The 23245-nt window shown below is 60.0% G+C and carries 18 protein-coding genes and 1 pseudogene; 18 read left to right on the top strand and 1 reads right to left on the bottom strand.

Features of this window, described 5'->3' with window-relative positions; genetic code table 11:
• Positions 1–348: 348 nt before the first annotated feature.
• The 7 genes from ASE52_RS07405 (at position 349) to mcrC (ending at position 12718) form a co-directional block, all read left to right on the top strand.
• On the top strand, positions 349–3147 hold the full coding sequence (locus ASE52_RS07405; protein ID WP_057224844.1) for a DEAD/DEAH box helicase family protein: 2799 nt from the start codon (positions 349–351) through the stop codon (positions 3145–3147).
• Between the two features lie 15 nt (positions 3148–3162).
• Positions 3163–4857, top strand: a complete 1695-nt coding sequence (locus tag ASE52_RS07400) for a class I SAM-dependent DNA methyltransferase (protein ID WP_057224841.1) — start codon at positions 3163–3165, stop codon at positions 4855–4857.
• 377 nt (positions 4858–5234) lie between these two features.
• Positions 5235–6437 carry a restriction endonuclease subunit S gene (locus tag ASE52_RS07395; RefSeq protein WP_347230958.1) on the top strand — a complete coding sequence of 401 codons (1203 nt, stop codon included), beginning with the start codon at positions 5235–5237 and terminating at the stop codon, positions 6435–6437.
• Positions 6434–8308, top strand: a complete 1875-nt coding sequence (locus tag ASE52_RS07390) for a restriction system-associated AAA family ATPase (RefSeq protein WP_057224837.1) — start codon at positions 6434–6436, stop codon at positions 8306–8308. Before ASE52_RS07395 ends, ASE52_RS07390 begins: the two co-directional genes overlap by 4 nt.
• On the top strand, positions 8308–9396 hold the full coding sequence (locus tag ASE52_RS07385) for a hypothetical protein (protein ID WP_057224835.1): 1089 nt from the start codon (positions 8308–8310) through the stop codon (positions 9394–9396). The genes ASE52_RS07390 and ASE52_RS07385 overlap by 1 nt, the downstream gene beginning before the upstream one ends.
• Positions 9393–11597 carry an AAA family ATPase gene (locus ASE52_RS07380; RefSeq protein ID WP_057224833.1) on the top strand — a complete coding sequence of 735 codons (2205 nt, stop codon included), beginning with the start codon at positions 9393–9395 and terminating at the stop codon, positions 11595–11597. The genes ASE52_RS07385 and ASE52_RS07380 overlap by 4 nt, the downstream gene beginning before the upstream one ends.
• A complete protein-coding gene (gene mcrC, locus ASE52_RS07375; protein WP_057224831.1) occupies positions 11597–12718 on the top strand; it encodes a 5-methylcytosine-specific restriction endonuclease system specificity protein McrC in 1122 nt (373 codons plus the stop codon). Before ASE52_RS07380 ends, mcrC begins: the two co-directional genes overlap by 1 nt.
• A 332-nt stretch (positions 12719–13050) precedes the next feature.
• Here the strand turns inward: mcrC and ASE52_RS25010 are convergent.
• Positions 13051–13340, bottom strand: a pseudogene (locus tag ASE52_RS25010) (type I restriction-modification system subunit M N-terminal domain-containing protein); the annotation flags it as partial.
• Between the two features lie 1433 nt (positions 13341–14773).
• Between ASE52_RS25010 and ASE52_RS25005 the strand changes: the two are divergent.
• From ASE52_RS25005 to hutC, 11 genes are all read left to right on the top strand, one after another.
• A complete protein-coding gene (locus tag ASE52_RS25005; protein WP_081474688.1) occupies positions 14774–15034 on the top strand; it encodes a hypothetical protein in 261 nt (86 codons plus the stop codon).
• A 633-nt stretch (positions 15035–15667) separates the two neighbouring features.
• Complete coding sequence (locus ASE52_RS25575; protein WP_140426153.1) at positions 15668–15868, top strand: hypothetical protein; 201 nt, start codon at positions 15668–15670, stop codon at positions 15866–15868.
• A 41-nt stretch (positions 15869–15909) separates the two neighbouring features.
• Positions 15910–16185 carry a hypothetical protein gene (locus ASE52_RS07355; protein ID WP_010465701.1) on the top strand — a complete coding sequence of 92 codons (276 nt, stop codon included), beginning with the start codon at positions 15910–15912 and terminating at the stop codon, positions 16183–16185.
• A gap of 161 nt (positions 16186–16346) precedes the next feature.
• Complete coding sequence (locus ASE52_RS07350) at positions 16347–16814, top strand: Spy/CpxP family protein refolding chaperone (protein WP_057224825.1); 468 nt, start codon at positions 16347–16349, stop codon at positions 16812–16814.
• A 17-nt stretch (positions 16815–16831) separates the two neighbouring features.
• Positions 16832–17158, top strand: coding sequence for a hypothetical protein (locus ASE52_RS07345; RefSeq protein WP_035198355.1), 327 nt, complete (start codon positions 16832–16834; stop codon positions 17156–17158).
• Positions 17159–17175: 17 nt separating this feature from the next.
• A complete protein-coding gene (locus tag ASE52_RS07340) occupies positions 17176–17901 on the top strand; it encodes a response regulator transcription factor (protein ID WP_057224823.1) in 726 nt (241 codons plus the stop codon).
• Positions 17898–19301 carry a HAMP domain-containing sensor histidine kinase gene (locus tag ASE52_RS07335; RefSeq protein ID WP_057224822.1) on the top strand — a complete coding sequence of 468 codons (1404 nt, stop codon included), beginning with the start codon at positions 17898–17900 and terminating at the stop codon, positions 19299–19301. Before ASE52_RS07340 ends, ASE52_RS07335 begins: the two co-directional genes overlap by 4 nt.
• Positions 19302–19720: 419 nt before the next feature.
• On the top strand, positions 19721–20686 hold the full coding sequence (locus tag ASE52_RS07330; RefSeq protein WP_082606814.1) for an ABC transporter substrate-binding protein: 966 nt from the start codon (positions 19721–19723) through the stop codon (positions 20684–20686).
• Between the two features lie 21 nt (positions 20687–20707).
• Positions 20708–21544, top strand: coding sequence for an ABC transporter permease (locus ASE52_RS07325; protein ID WP_057224818.1), 837 nt, complete (start codon positions 20708–20710; stop codon positions 21542–21544).
• Positions 21541–22320 (top strand): ABC transporter ATP-binding protein, encoded by a 780-nt coding sequence (locus tag ASE52_RS07320; RefSeq protein WP_010465688.1) that lies wholly within the window; start codon positions 21541–21543, stop codon positions 22318–22320. The genes ASE52_RS07325 and ASE52_RS07320 overlap by 4 nt, the downstream gene beginning before the upstream one ends.
• A gap of 151 nt (positions 22321–22471) precedes the next feature.
• Positions 22472–23188, top strand: coding sequence for a histidine utilization repressor (gene hutC / locus ASE52_RS07315; RefSeq protein ID WP_225585014.1), 717 nt, complete (start codon positions 22472–22474; stop codon positions 23186–23188).
• Positions 23189–23245: the final 57 nt, after the last annotated feature.

The following is a 23245-nucleotide window of genomic DNA, read 5'->3' as shown; positions in this document are numbered from 1 at the left end:
GGCGTCTGAACAAAGGCCTTCAGGAACAACAGCGAGTGCTTGATCAGTTCTAACGTGCAACGCAGCGGCTAATGTGCTAGCGGGCCGATGGCCGCGCCACAGCGCGAGGGCATTCCTGTAACGGTACCTGCAGGCAATGTCCGCCCGGATCGGCCTGGCCTGCTCGCTGGTCCTGCCACCCTAGACACAGCGCAGTCATGCGCCATTTCAATCACGTTCGCCCCCTCGTGGGCAGCAAGGATCTTACCGATAGACTACATCCTGGGGAGAAGCAGGCGTTCGGCACTGGGCGGGATGCGTTGCGCCTCCCGTAGCTGAGCGAGACCAAGCTGCGACGGTGATAAAGACGTGACCAAAACAGAGGCCCAAACCAGATCGGAACTGATCGACCAGCAACTTGCCTTGGCAGGTTGGGACGTGAAAGATCCGACCCAGATTGTTGAGGAATTCGACATCCTTACCTCCCTGCCTGATGGGGTAGAGGAGCCGCGCATGCCCTACGAGGGCCATCAGTTCAGCGACTACGTCCTGCTTGGCAAAGATCGCAAACCCTTGGCAGTGATCGAGGCCAAGAAGACCAGCCGTGATGCCGCCATTGGCCGTGAGCAGGCCAAGCAGTACTGCTACAACATCCAGAGGCAGCTGGGAGGTGAGCTGCCGTTCTGCTTCTACACCAACGGCCATGATCTGTACTTCTGGGATTTGGAGAACGCCCCACCGCGCAAAGTGGTCGGATATCCCACCCGCGACGACCTGGAGCGCTTTGCCTACATCCGCCGTAACCGCAAGCCGCTGACGCAGGAATTCATCAACACCTCGATCGCCGGGCGCGACTACCAGATCCGCGCGATTCGCTCGGTGCTTGATGGCATAGAGCAGAAGAAGCGTGACTTCCTGCTGGTGATGGCCACCGGGACTGGCAAGACGCGAACATGCATTGCCATGGTCGATGCCTTGATGCGCGCTGGGCACGCGGAAAAAGTGCTGTTTCTCGTGGACCGCATCGCGTTACGTGAACAGGCACTGGCCGCCTTCAAGGAGCACATGCCCAATGAACCGCGTTGGCCCAATATCGGCGAAAAGCTGATTGCCACGGACCGTCGTGTGTACGTCGCCACCTATCCGACGATGCTTAATATCATTCGAGACGAGGCACAGCACCTGTCTCCGCACTTCTTCGATTTCATCGTCGTCGATGAGAGCCATCGCTCCATCTACAACACATTTGGCGAAGTGCTGGACTACTTCAAGGCCATCACGCTGGGCTTAACGGCCACGCCTACCGACATCATCGACCACAACACCTTCCAGCTTTTCCATTGCGAAGCCGGCATTCCCACGTTTGCCTACACCTATGAAGAAGCCGTGAACAACGTGCCTCCATACCTCTGCAACTTTCAGGTCATGAAGATTCAGACCAAGTTTCAGATGGAAGGCATCAGCAAGCGCACCATTTCGTTGGAAGACCAGAAGAAGCTGATTCTTCAAGGCAAGGAAGTTGAAGACATTAACTTCGAGGGCACCCAGCTTGAAAAGCAGGTGATCAACAAAGGCACCAATACCTTGATCGTCCGCGAATTCATGGAGGAGGCCATCAAGGACGCCAACGGCGTGCTGCCGGGCAAGACCATCTTCTTTTGCGCCACCAAGGCCCACGCCCGGCGCATTGAAGAAATCTTCGACAAGCTCTACCCGCAACACCACGGTGAGCTGGCCAAGGTGCTGGTGTCAGACGACCCGCGCGTCTACGGCAAAGGCGGCCTGCTCGATCAGTTCACCAACAACGACATGCCTCGCATTGCCATCAGCGTAGACATGCTCGATACCGGCATCGACGTGCGCGAAATCGTCAACCTCGTGTTCGCCAAGCCGGTCTACTCGTACACCAAGTTCTGGCAGATGGTCGGGCGCGGCACCCGCCTGCTGGAAACCAGCAAGCCCAAGCCGTGGTGTCTTGAGAAAGACGTGTTCCTGATTCTCGACTGCTGGGACAACTTCGAATACTTCAAGCTCAACCCCAAAGGCAAGGAACTGAAAGCCCAGTTGCCGCTGCCCGTGCGGCTGGTAGGCCTGCGGCTCGACAAGATCGAGAAGGCCAACGACAGCGACCATGCCGACATCGCCGTGCGCGAAATCGCCAAGCTGCGCCTGCAGATCAGCGCACTGCCCAAAGACTCGGTGGTGATCAAAGAAGCCGCCTCTGCGCTGGCGCGGCTGGACGACGACAACTTCTGGATCAGCCTCAGCCACGACCGACTGGAGTTCCTACGCGCAGAAATCAAGCCGCTGTTCCGCACACTGTCCGAGGCCGACTTCAAGGCCATGCGCTTCGAGCGCGACGTGCTGGAGTACTCGCTGGCCGTTTTGAGCGAAGAAAAGGAACAGGCCGACACCCTCAAGGAAAGCATCGTCGAGCAGATCAGCGAACTGCCGCTCTCCGTCAGCTTCGTCAAGCATGAAGAGGCCCTGATCCGCGCCGCGCAAACCAGCCACTACTGGGCCAAGGCGGATGAAGACGCCTTCGACGAACTGGTCGCCAAACTCGGCCCGCTGATGAAATTCCGCGAGCAATCCACCGGCCAGGAACAAACCTACCTCGATCTGGTCGATGAACTGCACAAAAAAGAATGGGTGGAGTTCGGCCCACAGCATGAGGCGGTCAGCATCACCCGCTACCGCGAAATGCTCGAAAACCTGATTGCCGAACTCACCGCGCACAATCTGGTGCTGCAGAAGATCAAGAACGGCGAGGCAGTGAGCAGCGAAGAGGCCAACGAACTGGCCGAACTCCTGCACGAAGAACACCCGCACATCACCGAAGACCTGCTGCGTCAGGTCTATAAGAACCGCAAGGCGCGTTTTATCCAGTTTATCCGCCACATCCTGGGTATTGAAGTGCTCAGGAGCTTCCCGGATGAGGTCAGCGCCGCCTTTGACCAATTTATCCGCGCCCACACCACGCTCAGCAGCCGGCAGATGGAATTCCTCAATCTTCTGAAGGGCTTTGTCATCGAGCGCGAAAAGGTGGAGAAGAAAGACCTAATCAACGCCCCCTTCACGGTCATCCATCCGCAAGGCATCCGTGGCGTGTTTAGCCCACTTGAAATCAACGAGATCCTGCAGCTGACCGAACGGTTGGCTGCCTAAGTAACAGGGCACACCATGCTGCAAAACAACCCCGAACTCAAAAGCAAGATCGACCAGCTCTGGAACAAGTTCTGGAGCGGCGGCATCAGCAACCCGCTTACCGCCATCGAGCAGATCACCTACCTGCTGTTCATGAAGCGGCTGGATGAGCTGGACCAGAAGCGCCAGGCCGATGCCGAATGGACCGGCGAGAACTACATCTCCAAATTCACGGGCACGTGGATTCCGCCCGAAGAACGCAACTGGCCAGCAGCGGAACAGCGCCCCATCGAAAAGCGCAGCCTACGCTGGAGCGAATTCAAACGCATGCAGGCCGAAGAGATGCTGCAGCACGTGCAGGGCAAGGTGTTCCCCTTCCTCAAAGACCTGAACGGCGCCGAATCCAACTTCACCCACCACATGAAGAACGCTGTCTTCATCGTCCCCAAGCCCGCCCTGCTGGTGGAAGCGGTGAAGACTATCGACAACATCTTCGAGGTGATGGAGAAGGACTCGAAGGAGAAAGGCCAGGCCTTTCAGGATATTCAGGGCGATGTCTACGAGTTCCTGCTGTCCGAGATCGCCACCGCCGGCAAGAACGGCCAGTTCCGCACCCCGCGCCACATCATCAAACTGATGGCCGATCTGGTGCGGCCAGATGTTTCCGCACTCCTCCGTTCAAGTCCTGCCAAGCCATTCAAGGTTGCAGACCCGGCCTGCGGCACCGGGGGCTTTTTGCTGGGCGCCTATCAATATTTGGTCACGCAGTTGGCGATTGAATCTGGCACGAACGAACTTTCAACAGACGAAGACGGATTCAAACGAACGTCAAAAGCCGCAACGCTGACAACGGCCGTACAAGCCAAGCTCGCCAGCTCGCTGTGGGGCTACGACATCGACCAGACCATGGTGCGCCTTGGGCTGATGAACCTGATGATGCACGGCATCGACGAGCCGCACATCGACTACAAGGACACCCTCAGCAAGAGCTACACCGAGGAAGCCGAGTACGACATCGTGATGGCAAACCCGCCCTTCACCGGCAGCATCGACAAGGGCGACATCAACGAGAACCTGCAACTGGGCACCACCAAGACCGAGTTGCTGTTTGTCGAGAATATCTATCGCCTTCTCAAGAAGGGCGGCACCGCCTGCGTGATCGTGCCGCAGGGCGTGATGTTCGGCTCCGGCGGGGCCTTCAAGACGCTGCGCCAGATGCTTGTGGAGCGTTGCGACCTCAAGGCCGTGATCACCCTGCCCAGTGGCGTGTTCAAACCCTATGCCGGGGTCAGCACCGCCGTTCTGCTGTTCACCAAGGTCTGGGGGCCGAAAGACAAGGTGAGCAAAGCCGCCACCGAACACGTCTGGTTTTACGAAATGGCTGCCGACGGCTATTCGCTGGACGACAAGCGCAGCAAGAAGGAAGGCTACGGCGACCTGCAAGACATCATTGGCAGATATCACGCCCGAGATGCCGCCACTGACATCGACCGCACCGCCAAGTGCTTCATGGTGCCGCGCGCCGAGATTGCCGACGAAAAGAACAACTATGACCTCTCGCTCTCTCGCTACAAGCAGGATGTCTTCGAGGAAGTGCACTACGACGCACCGGGTGTGATTCTGGATCGGTTGATTCAGGCCGAAGTGGGTGATATAGACGAAGCGGAGCTCGCCAAGGTGCAAAGCGGCATCGTGCGCGAGTTGCTGGAGTTGAAGGGGATGGTGGGATGAGATTTCGAAAGCTGTCTGAAATCGCGCCTTCCGGTGCATCACCCGCCAAGCCGGCACCGGACGAAACTGTCTGGCATCTTACGCTGGACCAGATTGAGTCTGGATCAGGAAAGATCGGGCGCCGCAATTATGGACGGGCCTCGGATGCAGGCACATCTACGTTCGTATTTGACACTGGAAATGTCCTCTACTCAAAACTACGCCCATATCTGAATAAAGTTATCTGCCCTGACAGTAATGGCATTGCAACAACGGAGCTGGTCCCGCTTAGACCAAGTCTCGGAGAACTGAATCGCGAGTTTTTGTGCTTCTATCTGCGATCCCCCGAGTTCGTCTCCTGGGCAAGTGCGCAAGTAGATGGGGCAAAGATGCCACGAATGAAGATGAAATCATTCTGGGCACACGAAATGCCGCTCCCGCCTCTCGACGACCAAGTCCGCATTGCCCATCTGCTCGGAAAAGTGGAAGGACTGATTGCCCAGCGCAAACAACACCTGCAACAACTCGACGATCTGCTCAGGAGCGTGTTTCTGAAGATGTTCGGTGACCCGATTCTGAATCCTCATGCTTTCCCTGTAAGAAAGCTTTCGGAGTTTTATGTCAATTCGAAAGAGGGAACTAAGTGCGGCCCATTCGGAAGTGCATTGAAGAAGGAGGAGTTCGTCGATGCGGGCGTGCCAGTCTGGAATATGGACAACATCGCCTCAGATGGACGAATGGCGCTTCCGTTTCGCATGTGGATCACAGCTGACAAGTATGACGATCTTGCGGCGTACTCGGTGAAGGATGGCGACATCATCGTTTCGCGGGCCGGCACCGTTGGAAAGATGTGTGTCGCTCGCATGAATGAACAGCCTTCGATCATCAGCACTAATCTGATTCGTGTTCGATTAGGCGATGAGTTGCGACCCCTGCACTTCGTTTCATTGATGCTGTACTGCAAGGGGCGAGTAGGGCGCTTGAAGACAGGAGCAGATGGCGCCTTTACCCACATGAACACCGGAGTGCTCGATTCACTGGAGTTTCCGTATCCATCTATCGAACTTCAGGACCAATTTTCCGCAATCGTCGAAAAGGTCGAAGCGATCAAGTCCTGCTACCAACAAAGCCTCACTGACCTCGAAGCCCTCTATGGTGCACTGAGCCAGCAGGCCTTCAAGGGCGAGTTGGATTTGTCGCGGGTGACCCTGCCTGCCGTACACATCGAAGGAGAAAGCCCCGTGGCTGCTGCCGTGCCTGTGCCGATCACCACTCCGGTGATCGAGCTGCCCGAAACCGATTTACTGCTGCCCGCACTGCAAGACCGTACACAGCTTGCGCCGCTGCTGCGTTTCTGGTTGGAGGCTTATCGCACGCAGTTAGGCAGTGCGGCTTTCTCCCTCGAACGCTTCATCGCCGCCGCGCAAACCCGGCTGAGCGAACTGCACCCGGACAATGATTTCGAATGGACTGCCAGCGACTACGAGTCCATCAAGTCCTGGGTGTTCAAGGCCTTGGCCGCTGGTGCCATGACGCAGGCGTTTGACGACGACGGCAACCGCATCGAGCTCAAAGCTGCCGCCGAGCAAAGCCTGGCATGAAGCTGCTGCGCCTTAAGATCACCGACCCTGCAGGTTTTCGCAGCCTGCCCTGTGGCTTCGAGCACCACTTCCGCACCGAGTGGAGCTTGCAGGACGAGTTGGCGCAAGCGAACGACTTTGCGCCCTTCGTCTGTGCCGGACCCAATGGCAGCGGTAAATCCAACCTACTCGAAGCGCTGGCGGCGATCTTTTTTCAGCTGGAAGTGCTGCGTGTGCGTCGCAGCTTTCTGCCTGAGGCTCTGCAAGACGAGGCGCAGAAGGTTTCGCCCGATGCCTATGAGCTCGAATACTTGATCAAGCTGCCCAAGGGATACAGAACCTCCGGCAGCCCGACATTCGCGCACGTAGTGGTGATCAAGGAAGCGGGAGAGTCGCCCTGGCTACGCTGGGAGAACAACGAAGCATTCCCTTCCGAGGGTTTTTCTTCCAGTCGCTTGACCGATGAAGAGCGGGATCTCCTGGTGCCGCAGTACGTGCTGGGCTATTCCTCGGGCGAGAACGAGATCCTCAGCCTGCCGTTCTTCAAGATGCGCTTCGTGCAGTTCGACGAGTACTGGAATGCACTGACACGGCAACTAAGCTACCCCGGCCATCCGGAGACACGGCTGGCGTACCTGGACAGCGGATTCAGCCAGGCCATCCTGCTGTGCAACCTGCTTTTTCAGGACGAGGCCACACTCCAGCCCTTCCGCGAGGATATGGGCATCGAGGCCTTGCGGGAGTTCCGCATCATCCTGCGCCGCCGAATTCCGATCAATGCAATACAACTGGAAGCCTTCGATCTCGCCGATGAAGATCAGAAGCGCGAGCGACGAAATCGAATACAGGCGCAAGCTCGAACAAGCGGGCTCTCAGAGTCTGAGATCAGCCAATCAGTTGATGATTGGGTTCGCCGCGAGATCATTAAAGGCAATCCCGCGCTCTCGGAAACTGATGAGCCAGGAAGTACCCGCTATCGTCTGAACGTGCTTCAGCTGCTGGAGGGTGACGAGAAGTCCTCACTGGTGGTGAGCGCCCTCAAGCGTTGCGCCACGCTCAGTTACATCGACGAGGCCAGCGATACCCTTGTGCTCGACTACTGGGTGAATGAGTCAACCCGCCAGGCATTCCGCGAGAACTTCGACGGCTCGGCGCTGGTGCTGTTCCAGGCGTTTCAGGTGCTGTTGACGCTCAACCTGTATGCCGTCAGCGAGTTTCTGAAGACCGATCTGTACACGTCGACCAGCCACTACGTCAGCGAGACGGTGCCAACCTTAGCATCCGACCAGCGCATCATGCGCTTCAAGTTTGTTCGCTTTACCAAGCAAGGCGTGGCTAAGCCAATGGTGCTCAAGGAGTTATCGGACGGCGAGCACCAATTGCTGCACAGCCTCGGGCTCTGCCTTCTCTTCCGCGACACCAACAGCCTATTCCTGCTCGACGAGCCCGAAACGCACTTCAACCCCAACTGGCGCGCCAACTTCATCAGCCGCTTGCGCCAGTGCCTGCCGGGCAATGGCGAATGCGCACAGGAAATGCTGATCACCACCCACACGCCATTTCTGATTTCTGATAGCAAGCCAGAGAAGGTGCTGGTGTTTGCTAAGGAAAAATCGAGTGGCAAAGTCAGCGTCAGCCACCCGCCGTACAACACGCTGGGCGCGTCGATCAACAAGATCACCATGAACACCTTCGGCAAGCGCGAAACGATCGGCGGCCATGCACAGGCCTTGTTGGACGTGTTGCGGGCTCGTTTTGAAAAGGGCACCGAAGATAAGGAATCCCTGATCACGGAGATTCATCAGCAGCTCGGTGACTCGGTGGAAAAGGTTTTGCTGATCAAGGCCATTCTCGATGGCGATCAGCCAGGCGATGGGGAGGCGCAGGGCTGATGCTATTTCCTTACACCTATGTCCCGCACCCGATGGAAAAGATGCAGGCGTTTATCGACTTCATCTTCTATGCAGTATGGTGCCAGGCACCGTCAAAAGGCCCCTACCGTCTGGATCTGTTCGCCTGGAATCCTGAGCTGCTTGAGGCGATGACGGCGTTTCACTACGACGACAGCAAAGGTGCCGAGTTTTTCGCAGGACATGTAGAACGCATCTATGCGCTCTTCGGGCCGCTGACTGCTTGCCAGGTCGAGCAGCTTCGTCTTTGGTACAGAGCGAATAACGATGTGGAAGGGGTATGCGCCAACGACCATGCCATGTCACTGAAGCGATACGCTGATTTTCCCAACGAGCTCAAAGACTTACGTGACCAGCTGGCGTCATTCTTCAAAGGGCTTTACTCGCATGTGGACGTTGCCGCTCTGAGAAAAAAGTGCGGCGACATCGACGACCATTACCAGACCTTTGTACAGGCCAACAAGGCAGGCAAATGCCCATTTTGCGGCATCAACGATTTGCTGGGCGAGTACCACAGCAAGCGAGAGGCCTATGACCACTACCTGCCCAAAGCGCTGTATCCGTTCAACTCCATCAACTTCCGTAACCTCGTCCCAGCCTGTCACCACTGCAACAGCAGCTATAAGACCAGCAGGGATCCAGCCTACCCGCTTAAAGATCCAACGAGGGCTGTTCATCGACGCTCCTCCTTCTACCCCTACAAGACGACGCCTCATTCCATCGAGCTGCAAATAGACCTGCAGCATTCCGACATCGCCAAGCTGACGCCGGCCGATATCACCCTGCAATTTGGCCCTGCGTCCATGACGCAGGAGCTTGACACGTGGAAGGATGTGTACGGGATCGAAGAGCGCTACAAGTCGAAGCTTTGTACGGAAAGTGATGGCAAAGCTTGGCTCACGCAGGTTCTGGATGAATGGAGAGAGCTTGGGAAAGATCCTCAAGATTTTCTCAAGACGTTGGCGTTCAACACCGGAAAACGCCCATTCGCCGATTGCAATTTCCTTAAACAGCCTTTTCTCGATGCCTGTCGAAAGAAAGGGATATTCAATGAGGAGAAAGCTGCATGAGTAGCGCAAGTCTACGCGAGTCTTCCGGTACAACCTGGTTCGTCGGGGCCAGCTTTGGCCATACCGACGACCAGAGTGCTCGCTTCCTCGAAGAGGGCATCTGGGAGGTCCGCAGTCCAAATCAGAAGGAACAAGCCCTGGTGCGATCCATGCGGCCTGGCGAGCGAATTGCTATCAAGGCGGCGTACGTGCGCAAGCACGGTCTGCCCTTCGACAACCGCCAGCAGACGGTGTCCGTCATGGGCATCAAAGCCACCGGTGTCATTACCGAGAATCCGCAGGACGGTGAGTGCGTCAAGGTGCAGTGGCAGCCCGCCGATGGCGTGCGTGAGTGGTACTTCTCCACGTACCGCCCAACCATCTGGCGCGTTGTGCCCGGCGAATGGAATGCGGATGCGCTGATCGAGTTTGCGTTTGAAGGCAAGCCGCAAGACATTGAGCGATTCCGCAACGCGCCGTACTGGAAGGATCGCTTCGGCACCCTGTTCCAGTGGGCAGACTTCTACGAGGCTGTCGCCGAGAAGCTGCTGGCCTACGCAAGCAACCGAGCGCCGCTCATTCAGGGCATCCACCAGATTGCTCAGCACGTCCAAGGTCTGGGCTATCTGCAGGACAAATTCCCGGACGGAAGCAGCGGCCCCCTGCAGGACATCTGCCCGTTCACGGTGATGGGCACGTTCAACCGAGGCATGACGGACGCCAACCGCAAGCTGATTGCGGCAGAGCTGGCGAAGTTGCTTGGCGTCACTGTGCCTGTGCCCGCGACGTTCGAAGGCATCCCCGTGCTCAACAACCAACGGTCCTGGTTCTTCCGGTACGCGGACAAGCGAGGCGCGGGTGACATTGATGCCCTTTGGCGTGTCTTTGCTGCGGCGCAGGCGCTGGCTGAAGGCAACGGGCCAGGCACTCGCGACGAGTTCATAGAGGCCTATGACGCCGCCACCCAGGTCTGGGGTGTGGCGTGGAACCTGTCCACTGGTTTGTATTGGGCCATTCCCTGGGAGTTTCCGACGCTGGACAGCCAGTCACGGCATTACATCCGGAAGCGTCTCGGCGTTCCGATCACCACGCCAGCCCCGCAAGCGCCTTGTGAGGCGGCCGCGTATTTGCAACTTGCCGACGACTTGCGCACGCGGTTCGCGGAGGACGACTACCCGGTGCACAGCTTCCCGGAATTGTCGCTGGCATCTTGGCAGTTCAAGGATGCGACGCCTGCCCTTCAGGAGGATGACGCCACGCCAGACATCCCCCACGATGACTCGGGCGATGAGCTTGCAGCCGAGGTCGTCCAGACTCAGGCACCCATCGTGCCATACACGCTTGACGACATCACCCGTGACGGCTGCTTCATGTCGGAGCCAGAGCTTGAGTTAATGCTCGATCGGCTGCGCACCAAGAAGAACCTGATCTTGCAAGGGCCACCTGGCACCGGCAAGACCTGGCTGGCCAAGCGACTGGCCTTTACCTTGATGGGGCAAAAGGACGAGAGCAAGGTCAGAGCTGTCCAGTTCCACCCGAATCTTTCGTACGAGGACTTCGTGCGCGGCTGGCGGCCCACTGGCGAGGGAAAACTCACGCTCGCCGATGGCGTCTTCATGGAGGCCATCACGGCTGCGAAAAAGGAGCCCGCTGCCAAGTTCGTTGTCGTCATCGAGGAGATCAACCGAGGCAATCCGGCCCAGGTGTTCGGTGAATTGCTGACGCTGCTGGAGGCAGGCAAGCGCACCCCCAGCGAGGCGTTGGAGCTGTGCTACCCGGATGCTGACGGCGTGCGTCGGCCGGTTCACATCCCTGAGAACCTTCATGTGATCGGCACCATGAACATCGCTGATCGGTCGTTGGCGCTGGTCGATCTGGCGTTGCGGCGCCGCTTTGCGTTTGTTGGCCTTGAGCCTCGCTTCGGGCCAGCCTGGCGTAGCTGGGTGGTGTCAGCATGCGCTGTGGATGAAGCGCTCGCGTCAGACATCGAGCGACGCATGGCCGAGCTGAACGAACAGATTGCAGCGGATGCACGCTTGGGCAAACAGTTCCGAATCGGTCACAGCTACGTCACGCCTGTGCATCGGCTGGATGGGGGTAGTACCCGGCGGTGGTTCCAGCAAGTCGTGGAGACGGAGATCGGCCCGCTGCTGGAAGAGTATTGGTTTGACTCCCCTGAGGAGGCACGTCAGGCCACATCACGGTTGTTGCAGGGCTGGTGATGGGCCGTATCGCTCCACCGGGTTTCACCGAATCGGGGTTCACGCCCGGATTCGTGGGGCGCATTCCTGTCCGGAACCTGTGGCTCTTGATGCTGTATGCGTCAGACCTGTTTCGATCTGGCGGCGCCGCCCATGTGAAGGTCGAAGAAAGCCCAGATGAATTGCCCGATCTGGTGGCGGAAATTTTAGCCCATGCCGTTGAGATTCGGCTGCACCGTCAGCTGAGCCTGGGCTACAGACCTCGGGAAGAGTGGCTCAGCCGCGTTCGTGGGCGCATCGATGTGCTGACCACTGAACGGCGCCAATTGTTGGATCGCGGCTTGGTGGCCTGCCGCTTTGCCGAACTCACCATCGACACGCCACGGAATCGTTTTGTCCGCGCAGCATTGGAGTCAGTTGCTCGTCTGGTCAAGAAGCCCACTGCCGCCCATCGGTGTCGGTCTCTCGCAGCAGCGATGCGGGCCCGAGGCGTCGCAGGCCAGCCGCCGACCCGCGCACAAATGAGCGCTGATCGCTTCGGACGCCATGATGCGAACGACCAGTTCATGGTGGAAGCGGCCAAGCTTGCCTATGACCTAGCACTACCCACGGAATCTGCCGGTGGCAACGTACTGGCGATGCCTGGCCGGGATGAGGCGTGGGTTCGCCGTCTGTTTGAGCGCGCCGTTGGCGGCCTGTATGCAGTGGCGCTCAATCCACTCGGGTGGCATGTACGTTGCGGCTCCACGCTGCAGTGGCAAATCTCGTCCAAGACGGAACGTATTGACGACATCTTGCCTGCCATGCGGACCGACGTAGTGCTCGACCATGGTGGCTCGGGGCGACGTATCGTCATCGACACCAAGTTCACCTCCATCGTTACGGCGGGGTGGTATCGGGAGCAAAGCCTGCGCAGCGGCTACATCTACCAGATGTATGCCTATCTGAGGTCACAGGTCGGCTGCGGCGGTCCGCTGGCAGACTCCGCAAGCGGCTTGCTGCTGCACCCCTCCGCTGGAACGATGATCGATGAGACGGTCGTCATACAGGGCCATCCGCTCCGCTTTGCGACCGTTGACTTGACCGCCAAGCCTGCCGAGATTCGTGCGCAGTTGTTGAGGTGCGTCGAGGTGTGGTGCTGATGCGCACCTGAATCGCGTCGGAATGAGCCAGAGCCAACTGTGCGTTCAGTCCAGTTTGATCTGGCTCGGATCACAATTGATGGCCGCCTTCCGCACAGGTGTCGCTGCGCACGTCGACTTTGGGGGCGAAATTGGCGCTTACGCAGACCTCGCCCTGAAGCGCCCATCAGTCGATCAAGGACAACGAAGATCGACATGGGCATCCCGACCAACGAAATCCGGTTTGTGCAGGAGGCCAACAACGAGGTGCAGAAGGCAGCACGGTTTGCGCCGTGAACAGCGGCAAGCCAAGCCGTCCTCTTACGCTAAGCCCCGCCCCAGCTATACCCAACACGCAGCGCCTCCCATCGCGCGCCTTCGGGCACCCAGAAGACGTTGATCTCTTTGTGATAGTCGCGGTCTTCCAGCTCGGCTTCGATGTCGGCAGGGTCGGCGTCGCCGTAGAAGTATTCGTCGGGGTTGGTGAGGCGGGCCGTCAGCTCGGCGCGGCGGGCGGCAAAGGTGTCAGAGAGGTATTTGCGAAGATGAGGCCGAGCACCAGCTGCTTGTATTCGGCGGCGTCCATGTTGGCGCGGAGCTTATCGGCGGTGGCCCAGAGGGTTTTTTTGATCTCGCCGAGTATGTAGATGCAATGGGAAGGTACCTATGCATTATTGGCATGTGCGCAGATGTGCCAATAAAAGAATGTCAGCCAGCGCTCATCCCTTGTGCGCGGCCCAGCTCGATGAGTGTTTCCTGCAGAACACGATGCAATCGCGAATTAGAGGACGCCACGGACTCTTGGGTTGGTTCATCTAGTGTTGGCCTGATGGGATATTTACTACACCGCCAAACTAATTTTTAGTTTTGCGAGCGTGGATCCGGGTGCGCCCCCGTCAACAGGTATCCACGGCGTGACCGGGGAACAAATCGGGGAACAATCAGGCGGAATCAAGCGTAAAAGTTTCTATAAAACAATGGCTTACGGACTTCATTCAGTAGACGCCAGCCCACCATACACCCGTCCAAGGGCGTCCACACTAATCCAGTGGACGCCCTTTTTCTTTGGTAAATCAAGGGCTTAGCGTCCATGGCCGTCCAGGCTTGCCCATCCCCAGCCAACGCAAACTGGGGGTGCAATTGGGGTACAAACCGAGAAATCTGGTGAAATCGGTGTTGTGTACCCCCACTTCCCTCTTTCGAAAGGGGGTTGTCATAGGAGACTCTGTACCTGCAACCAAACAACCTCCTGAGCTCAGCCCTTGCCTTCAGCGCTTCGGTTTTTCGGGTGGTCGCGAGAAATTTTCGGAGTTGATTGCGAGGGGTTGTGATAGGTCGTCCGACTCTCAAAGCACCAGGTCGTCTCATCTACGGCGTGGGGAGCAGCTGTCCCTTTCTTGTTTTTGATCTTCGGTAGCTGATCGGTTATCAATGAATGGCTATGCTCCAAATGAGCTGGCTTCAGCTTCCATGGCGTCAACGTCCAGAAGTGAAAAAAATAGCCCGCACGAGGCGGGCTAAATCATTGCATCACTCGCACAGGGGGGGCGAACCGCCGGATTTGACGGTAGGTGCATCCTAAGCCGGGTTTCGAACCGCGCACCAGGGGCGCAGCTTGCAATCGTGAAATAAGTCCGTATTGCCCAGATTGCTGAAGTGCCAACTGCGATGGCGCTGCAGGTTCCTCGCGTTTCGGCAGACGGATGCAGATGGCGTGGTGGTATTCGTCCATGTCCGGGGCTTGTTGAGCAGTTTGCCGCCTGAAGGCAGGTGGTTCAACGACTTCGTCTCTGCGCAATGGCGGTAAAGCACCGCGGCCGCCATGGATTGCTCCTGAAGAAGATCACAAAAATCGGCATGGGCTTGTGGCCCATTCTTTGGCGGACCAAGCGCATGTCTGAATGGCAACAGTTGGGGTGTGGGTTTTAGGGCGTCACGGGCCCGCCACCAAGCTACACGGGCACTTCATTGGTAATGCGGCGTGCAGGAGCTGCAAGGTTGTAGCTTCTTGTATCAATTCTTGAGCCGCAGAGGCTCGCGCTTCACAATCTTTCCTCGTTCAAGCCGGAGGCCACCATGCCAATGGAGTACTTAAGGGAGTTGGAGCGCGACGCGCTTCCCCTGATTGAATCGGATGTCGTCAACATCGACAAACTGCGTGTCTTGCGCGCTGCTGGAATGGTGGAGGTGCAGCTTCCGCCGGTTGATTCCCCCCACCAGAAAGCCCAGGTGCTTTACATCACCGGCCTCGGCTGTGCAACGCTGAGAGCCTACGGATCTCGTGTGAGAGCGCCCCGTCGGGAGCCACATTGTGATCTGGAGTCCTCCTACGATTGATTGCCAAGCCATGGCGATGCCCGGCAGCACCTGAGGCATTGGAAGAATCTGTCCTACAGATTGATGCGCTGCACAAGAAGTGCCGTAGTCGCAGGCCAAAAATACGATGAATGTTCCGTATTACTGGCACGACCACACGAAAGGCGCATATGAGCAGTTGGTACAAATTGGCTCTGGGCAATGACGAACAGGCTTTCGATCCAGCTTTGCGGATCCAGCAGATGTTCATGTCAAAGTTTCTGATGTGCCCTCCAGGGTCCGGGAGGGCGCTTTTTTCTTGCTATGACAAAGAGCACGACAACCTCTGGTTGTATTTTTCGCCAGCGGCTGAAGACATTGCATTGCGTGTGTATGCAGAGCCTTGTGACCCGCCGACTGCGCTGGACTCCATCGGACTGCTGGCTGGGGAAGGTGATGCCTTGGGGTACAGACGAACTCCCAGTGCTGACCACAGCAGCGTACCGCCCCACCTCGCAGGGGTGACCTCACAGCTTTTGCCCGCGCATGCCACTTAACTGGGTTTGTAGGCGCAGTCCTACGTCTGTCCCCACGGGGTTCTGACGTGGGCCTTGGCAGGCCCGGACCTTAATGTCCTGACGGGGCTTTTTAAAAGCCCAGCTCTTGGAGTGCACCATGTTTTTCTTCCATCCAACGTCCCACCATCTCGAAGCTTGCCCAGAGGCCCCTTTGATGCAGATGGGTCAGCCCACTGACACACTCCTGCAGCGCCAGCAAACCGACAACCTGTGTCCTGACCGCAATGACGGCCACGGTCTGGAGCGCGAGTTGCAATTTGCAGACCTTGAATATCGAGAGCTGCAAGCAATGGGTTGAATGGTGTTGTGTCTGAAGACGGATTCGTATGGGAAAAAGCGATGTCAGTGCTGACGCTGCATATCCGGCCGGAGGGGGCTCAGCAGTATCTGGCAAGGGTATTCGATGGAAAACTGCTGCTGGGCGTGCCCAGTTTGCACCCCGAAATAGACCAGGCGATCCAGGCGTATGGCCAGGGCGCAGGCTTTCCTGGCGTCACGGCCTTTGACATCTGGTACGGCGGTTGGAGTGTGGGCACCATACCGCTGGACCAGATGCGTACCGGGGCCTCAGAGCTGGCAGACCGCTTGGTCGTTCTATCGGCCGTGTTGCGTTGAAATGCCCGGCTTGCCCCGTGGGCAGGCGCTGGGCAGTTGTCACACCATGCTGTGACGGCGAAACAAAATGAAATAAACCGAAACTGCGTCGAGACCACATCGGCACGCTCTGTCGGCACCATCAGGGTCATGTTCAACACCGTCCATGAAAGGACTGCACCATGAAACCCTGGATCAAGAAAACCCTGGCGGGCATCTTCGGCGTCTCTATCGCGGTAGGCGGTTTGACGGCCTGCTCAAGCGGCCACCATCACCGTGGCCCGATGAGTGCCGAAAAGATGGCCGAAGTGCGTGGCAAGGTCGTCGAGCGGGTCAGCAGCAAGTTAGACCTGAACGATGCGCAAAAGCTCAAGCTCAATGTACTGGCCGACAAAATGGAGGTCCAGCGCACAGCCTTCATCGGCAAGGCTGCAGACCCCCGCGCAGAGATGCAGGCCATCGTGGCAGGTGCCACATTCGACCGTGTGCGGGCGCAGACGCTGCTGGAGGAAAAGACCCGCGCAGTCCAGGCCAATAGCCCTGAAGTGATCAGCGCGCTGGCTGATTTTTACGACAGCCTGAACCCCGACCAGCAGCAGAAAGTGCGCGAGCTGATGCAGCGGCGCAAGGGCTGGATGGCGCGCGGCTGATGGCGGGGGGCTTTCACATGTCACCCACGCTGGAACCCATCCACCGCCTGGCACAGGGCGTGCGCAAACATGGGCCTGCGCTGCTGGCGGGCATGCCCGATCCCCACGATGAGTTGATGTCGCTGGTCTGGGGGCCGCGTTTTGACCGTGAACATGCACTGGGCCTGGTTGCCCGCCGGCCCGCAACGGCGGCCCAGACCTTGCCCGCTCTGTTGGCCGCCGCCGACCACTTTGACACACTCCATTCCGGCGCACAGGGCCGCCTTCGCAAGTTGATCGTGCGACACCGCGCATTGCGTGTGGTGGACTGTGCGGGAGGGGTGGCCCATGGAGCTAGCGCCTGACGGTGTGAGAATTGCTCATGCACCGCATCCTGCTTATTGACGACGACGCGCAGCTTGGCCCCCCGCTGGCTATCTATTTTCAGCGGTTCGAGCTGGAGTTGATCCACGCACTCAAACCCAGCGACGGACTGGCCCAGTTGGCAGCGGGCGGGTTTGATGCCGCCATCCTGGATGTCATGCTGCCTGAAATGGATGGGTTTGAACTGTGCCGCACCATCCGCAAGCAGGGCGATCTGCCCATCGTGATGCTGACGGCCCGGGGTGAGGTGATGGACCGCGTGGTAGGGCTGGAGCTGGGTGCGGATGATTACTTGCCAAAGCCCTTTGAACCGCGCGAGCTGGTGGCCCGGCTGCAGACAGTGCTGCGCCGCCGCCGTACCAGCACACCTGGCAGCGTTGCCGATGCCACGTTGGAGTTTGAAGGCCTGAGCATTGACGCAGCCCGCCGCAGCGTGGTGCGCCAGGGGGCGGCGTTGGAGTTGACGGGCACCGAGTTCGACCTGCTGCACCTGTTGGCGAGGGAGCCGGGCAAGGTGTTCAGCCGGGATGACATCCTCAACCAGTTGCGCGGGCACGAGGCCGAGCTGTACACGCGCGCAGTGGACATTGTGGTCAGCCGCCTGCGCAAGAAGCTGGAGCCGTTGGACTGCATCAAGACGCTGCGCAACGCGGGATATTCGCTGGCGCTGCGCAGGGCGGCAAGCGCGTCTGGCGCCCCATCCTCGACATCGATCTCGTCATGAAGTCCTCTGATTCGCTGCCTGGGCACGATCCCGGTTGTCCCTGGCACCAGCGCGCGCGCGACGCTGTCGGGTATTCGCTGCGCATCCGCCTGGTGTTGGTGTTCATGGCCCTGGCCGTGACCGTCGCGGTGGTTTTCATGGGGGGCATGCAGAAGGTGGTGGCCCTGGGCTGGAAGGAAGCCGCGCGCCCGCTGCTGATGGACTATGTGGATCGTCTCACCGCCGAGATCGGCAGTCCTCCCAGCATCGAGCGGGCCCAGGCCATTGCGAACCGGCTGCCAGTGACGTTGCGCATCGACGGGCCGCAGGTCCACTGGGATTCGCATCCCGACCGGGCGCGCCCTGACTGGATGAGCGACAAGGTGGAGCGCCAGGACCACTGGAGCCGGGAAGACACCGGCTACCGGCTGCTGCAGCGCACCACGGCCGATGGCCACCACATCGAATTCGGGCTCAACGCGCTGTCGTGGGACAAGCGCCCACGCATTGCGTGGGGCACGCTCACGGTATTGTTGTTGCTCACCGCGCTGGCCTATGTGTATGTGCGCCACCTGCTGCGGCCCCTGGACGACATCCGGCATGGCGCACGGCGCTTTGGCAATGGCGACTTTGGCGAGCCGATTCCGGTGCGCCACGCGCACCGGCCCGACGAGCTGGGCCAGCTGGCGGGCACGATCAACACCATGGGCGAAGACATCCACCAGATGCTGGAGGCCAAGCGGGCCCTGCTGCTGGCCATGAGCCACGAACTGCGCAGCCCCCTCACGCGGGCGCGCCTGAACACCGAGCTGCTGCCCGAGTCGCCCGATGTACTGGCTCAGCGTGCGGCCCTGATGCGCGATCTGGGTGAGATGGCCCGGCTCATCACCGACCTGCTCGAAAGCGAGCGCCTGGCCGGACGCCATGCGGCCCTGCACCGCGAACCCACCAACCTGGCCGAACTCGCGCGGGAGGTAGTGGCGGAGCTGGAAGTGCGGCACCCCGGGGCTACGGCGATCACGCTGCTGGTGACCGGCACCTTGCCCACCTGCATGCTCGACCGATCCCGCGTGCGCCTGCTGATGCGCAATCTGCTGGACAACAGCCTGCGCCACAACGACCCGGCGGCCCAGCCGCCGCAGATCGAACTGCGGCTGCACGAAGGCGTGGTGGAGATCGAGGTGCGGGACCACGGCCCTGGCGTACCGCCCGAGCATCTGCCACATCTGGCCCAGGCGTTCTACCGCCCTGACACTGCGCGCCAACGCACCACGGGTGGGGTGGGGCTGGGGCTGTACCTGTGTCGCCTGGTCACGCAAGCCCACGGCGGCACGCTGCTGGTGCGCAACGCCGAACCGGGCCTGCGGGTGACCGCGCGCCTGCCGTGCCCGGACGGTACACCGCAGGGCGCTGCGGGCTGAATGCCGGTTGAGTACCGGTTGAGTACGGTGCGGTCGCCTGCCCGCTGAGGCATGGCGCACTGGGGTGGTGCGAGCGCAGCCGCCATCGGAGTGCAGTGCTGGGTTTGGCCTCCATGCCCCTGTGGAGGTTCTGGCGCTCTGTCAAACTAAAAATGGATAAAATTGGCCGCTAGCGCTTTATAGGTATGCGCTGGTAGCTATTGTTTTGATAGTTTCTTGATCGGGCTGATCGGGCGTCAAACCGCTCGTGCATTTGGCTGGCCCCGATCTTGCTGAACCTTGGTACCACCCCCAACACGGTGAGAGTCTAGCGTTTACCCTGTATATACAGGTATGCTTGGGCTGTCATCATGGCGGCTGCAAGCGGGTGCGACCCGGCCGGAGTGGGCAAAGGTACTTTCTTCAAACAGGAGCAGATGATGACTCGATCGGTTGTGAAATGGACGTCGCTGGCGGCAGCCGCGGCTTGCGTGATGGCAGTGGCTGCACCGGCCCAGGCGCAAGAGACCAAGATTGTGCTGGGCATGTCCGGCTGGACGGGCTTTGCGCCGCTCACCCTGGCCGACAAGGCGGGCATCTTCAAGAAGAACGGCCTCGATGTGGAGATCAAGATGATCCCGCAGAAGGACCGCCACCTGGCCTTGGCCTCCAAGTCCATCCAGTGCGCCGCCACCACGGTCGAGACGCATGTGGCATGGAACGCCAACGGAGTGCCCATCGTGCAGATCTTCCAGATGGACAAGTCCTACGGCGCCGACGGCATCGCGGTGCGCGGCGACATCAAGGGCTTTGCGGACCTGAAGGGCAAGACCATCGGCGTGGACGCACCCGGCACTGCTCCGTACTTTGGCCTGGCCTGGATGCTCAGCAAGAACGGCATGAGCCTCAAGGACGTGAAGACCACCACGCTGTCGCCCCAGGCGGCTGCGCAGGCCTTCGTGGCAGGGCAGAACGACGCTGCCATGACGTACGAGCCTTACCTCTCAACCGTGCGCGACAACCCTGCCGCGGGCAAGATCTTGGCCACCACGCTCGACTACCCCATGGTGATGGACACCGTGGGTTGCGACCCCACCTGGCTCAAGGCCAACGGCAAGGCCGCGCAGGCCCTGGCCAACTCGTACTTCCAGGCGCTGGACATGATCAAGGCCGACCCGACAAAGTCCAACGAGATCATGGGCGCGGCGGTCAAGCAGTCGGGCGAGCAGTTCGCCAAGTCGTCGTCCTTCCTGCGCTGGCAGGACAAGGCCGCCAACCAGAAATTCTTTGCCGGCGAGCTGACCACGTTCATGAAGGACGCCACGGCCATCCTGCTGGAGGCCGGCATCATCCGCAAGGCGAATGAGGATCTGGCCGTCACGTTCGACGCGAGCTTCATCAAGTAAAAACCGGAAGAAAAACGCGCCATGTCTGCCGTGCAACCCCTGTCCGTTATCGAGCCTAAAGCACGTGTGCGCCGGCGTTCGCTCGCTCCACTGGAGCCTGTGACTGCCCGTGCGCGCTGGCTGCTGGGCTTCGGTTTTTTTGTGTTGTTCGTGCTGGTGTGGGCGTTCTTCACGCTGGGCGGATTCGTCTCGCCCACGTTCCTGGCGAGCCCCGTCACCATGGCCAAGGAAGGCTGGCTGCTGTTCAGCGAATACGGCTTTCACAAAGACATCGGCATGACGGTGTGGCGCGTGTTCGGCGGCTTCATCCTGGCCGCTGTCATCGCCGTGCCGCTGGGCATCGCGATGGGCGCGTACAAGGGCATCGAGGCGTTCTTTGAGCCCTTCGTCTCGTTCTGCCGCTACCTGCCCGCGTCGGCCTTCATTCCGCTGCTGATCCTCTGGGCTGGCATTGGCGAGACGCAGAAGATCCTCGTCATCTTCATCGGCTCGGTGTTTCAGATCACGCTCATGGTGGCTGTGACGGTGGGCGGTGCGCGGCGCGACCTGGTGGAGGCTGCCTACACGCTGGGTGCGGGCCACAAGGGCATCGTCACCCGCGTGCTCATCCCCGGCGCCGCGCCCGAGATCGCCGAAACCCTGCGCCTGGTGCTGGGCTGGGCCTGGACCTACGTCATCGTGGCCGAGCTGATCGGGTCGTCGAGCGGCATCGGCCACATGATCACGGACAGCCAGTCGCTGCTCAACACCGGCCAGATCATCTTCGGCATCATCATCATCGGCCTCATTGGGCTGGTGTCCGACTTCGCCTTCAAGGCGCTCAACCACCGTCTGTTTGCCTGGAGTTTTGTGCGATGAGCCGCGTTTCCATTCAAGCCGTGTCGCGCGTCTTCGAGACCGCCAAGGGCCAGCGCACCCAGGCGCTGCAGCCGGTCGACTTCGAAGTGCAGGACAACGACTTCGTCACCATCCTCGGCCCCTCGGGCTGCGGCAAGTCCACGCTGCTGCGCATCGTGGCGGGGCTGGACCACGCCACCAGCGGCCGCGTGCTGCTCGATGGCGCACCGGTCGAAGGCCCCGGGCCCGAGCGCGGCATGGTGTTCCAGAGCTACACGCTGTTCCCCTGGCTCACCATCGAGCAGAACATCCGCTTCGGCCTGCGCGAGCGCGGCATGCCTGAATCGCAGCAGAAAGAGCGCGCCGCGTACTTCATCGCCAAGGTGGGTCTGCGCGGCTTCGAGCAGCACTTTCCTAAGCAGCTGTCGGGCGGCATGCAGCAGCGCACCGCCATTGCGCGCGCGCTGGCCAACGACCCCAAGATCCTGCTGATGGACGAGCCCTTCGGCGCGCTCGACAACCAGACCCGCGTACTCATGCAGGAGCTGCTGCTGGGCATCTGGGAGGCCGAGCGCAAGACGGTGCTCTTCGTCACCCACGATATCGACGAAGCCATCTTCATGGCCAACCGCGTGGCCGTGTTCAGCGCCCGGCCCGGCCGCATCAAGACCGAGCTGGCGGTGGACTTGCCCCACCCACGCCACTACACCATCAAGACCAGCCCCGAGTTCATGGACCTCAAGGCGCGCCTGACGGAAGAAATCCGCGCCGAGTCCATGGCGGCAGACCTGCATTGAGCCGAACCGAGCACACCGACTCATGAGCGCCCATCCTTCCCGCCGTCCCGCTGTTGCTGTTGCTCCCGCTGCTCCCGCTCCATCACGCAGCGCCAGCCGCGTGGCCGCCCCGTCCCAGGGCGCAGCAGCCGTGGCCGCGCCCGCGCAGGCCATGGCGCTGTACGAGCAGGTCAAGGACCACATCTCGCGCAAGATCCAGGAAGGCATCTGGCGCGCGGGCGACCGCCTGCCGTCCGAGAACGAGCTGGTCACCCAGTTCGGCATCTCGCGCATGACGGTGAACCGCGCGCTGCGCGAACTGGTGGAGCAGGGCCGCATCGTGCGCGTGGCCGGTGTGGGCAGCTTCGTGGCCGAAGACAAACCCCAGTCCACGCTGCTGCAGATCGCCAACCTGGCCGGCGAGATCCGCCAGCGCGGGCACGATTACCGCTGCGACGTGCTGGCAGTGGAGCGCATCTCGGCCACGCTCGAAGTGGCCGCCGCGCTGGACCTGCGCACCGGCGAGTCGGTGTTCCACTCGCTGTGCATCCACCGCGAAGACGGCGTGCCCGTGCAACTGGAAGACCGCCACGTGAACCCCCGCCAGGTGCCCCAGTTCGCTGCGCAGGACTTCACGCTGCTGCAGCCCTCCGAATACCTGGTGCGCAACGTGCCGTTCGACCAGATCGAGCATGTGGTCGACGCCGTCATGCCCACTGCAGAGCAGGCCACGCTGCTGGAGATGTCGCCGCAGGAGCCCTGCCTGCTGCTCACCCGCCGCACCTGGTCGCGCGGCGTGCCGATCACCGTGGTGCGCTGCCTGCACCCCGCCACCCGTTACCGTTTAGGCAGCCGTTTCCGAGCCGACGGAAACCCCGTCTCAGGCTGAACGTTCTGCCTGAAGAGCCTCGATTTTTCCGCTTGTGACTACTTGTATATACAGGAT

Source organism: Acidovorax sp. Root275, assembly GCF_001428965.1.
Classification (GTDB): Bacteria; Pseudomonadota; Gammaproteobacteria; order Burkholderiales; family Burkholderiaceae_C; genus Acidovorax; species Acidovorax radicis.
Note: the sequence above shows the minus strand (reverse complement) of the source record. Positions and strands in the feature narration are given on the sequence as shown.

What these genes read in the sequence shown, in the direction of transcription:
- ASE52_RS07400 (WP_057224841.1), top strand. Translation starts at nt 3,163, where the DNA reads ATGCTGCAAAACAACCCCGAACTCAAAAGCAAGATCGACCAGCTCTGG.
- ASE52_RS07395 (WP_347230958.1), top strand. Translation starts at nt 5,235, where the DNA reads ATGAAGATGAAATCATTCTGGGCACACGAAATGCCGCTCCCGCCTCTC.
- ASE52_RS07390 (WP_057224837.1), top strand. Translation starts at nt 6,434, where the DNA reads ATGAAGCTGCTGCGCCTTAAGATCACCGACCCTGCAGGTTTTCGCAGC.
- ASE52_RS07385 (WP_057224835.1), top strand. Translation starts at nt 8,308, where the DNA reads ATGCTATTTCCTTACACCTATGTCCCGCACCCGATGGAAAAGATGCAG.
- ASE52_RS07380 (WP_057224833.1), top strand. Translation starts at nt 9,393, where the DNA reads ATGAGTAGCGCAAGTCTACGCGAGTCTTCCGGTACAACCTGGTTCGTC.
- mcrC (WP_057224831.1), top strand. Translation starts at nt 11,597, where the DNA reads ATGGGCCGTATCGCTCCACCGGGTTTCACCGAATCGGGGTTCACGCCC.
- ASE52_RS25005 (WP_081474688.1), top strand. Translation starts at nt 14,774, where the DNA reads ATGCCAATGGAGTACTTAAGGGAGTTGGAGCGCGACGCGCTTCCCCTG.
- ASE52_RS25575 (WP_140426153.1), top strand. Translation starts at nt 15,668, where the DNA reads ATGTTTTTCTTCCATCCAACGTCCCACCATCTCGAAGCTTGCCCAGAG.
- ASE52_RS07355 (WP_010465701.1), top strand. Translation starts at nt 15,910, where the DNA reads ATGTCAGTGCTGACGCTGCATATCCGGCCGGAGGGGGCTCAGCAGTAT.
- ASE52_RS07350 (WP_057224825.1), top strand. Translation starts at nt 16,347, where the DNA reads ATGAAACCCTGGATCAAGAAAACCCTGGCGGGCATCTTCGGCGTCTCT.
- ASE52_RS07345 (WP_035198355.1), top strand. Translation starts at nt 16,832, where the DNA reads ATGTCACCCACGCTGGAACCCATCCACCGCCTGGCACAGGGCGTGCGC.
- ASE52_RS07340 (WP_057224823.1), top strand. Translation starts at nt 17,176, where the DNA reads ATGCACCGCATCCTGCTTATTGACGACGACGCGCAGCTTGGCCCCCCG.
- ASE52_RS07335 (WP_057224822.1), top strand. Translation starts at nt 17,898, where the DNA reads ATGAAGTCCTCTGATTCGCTGCCTGGGCACGATCCCGGTTGTCCCTGG.
- ASE52_RS07330 (WP_082606814.1), top strand. Translation starts at nt 19,721, where the DNA reads ATGACTCGATCGGTTGTGAAATGGACGTCGCTGGCGGCAGCCGCGGCT.
- ASE52_RS07325 (WP_057224818.1), top strand. Translation starts at nt 20,708, where the DNA reads ATGTCTGCCGTGCAACCCCTGTCCGTTATCGAGCCTAAAGCACGTGTG.
- ASE52_RS07320 (WP_010465688.1), top strand. Translation starts at nt 21,541, where the DNA reads ATGAGCCGCGTTTCCATTCAAGCCGTGTCGCGCGTCTTCGAGACCGCC.
- hutC (WP_225585014.1), top strand. Translation starts at nt 22,472, where the DNA reads ATGGCGCTGTACGAGCAGGTCAAGGACCACATCTCGCGCAAGATCCAG.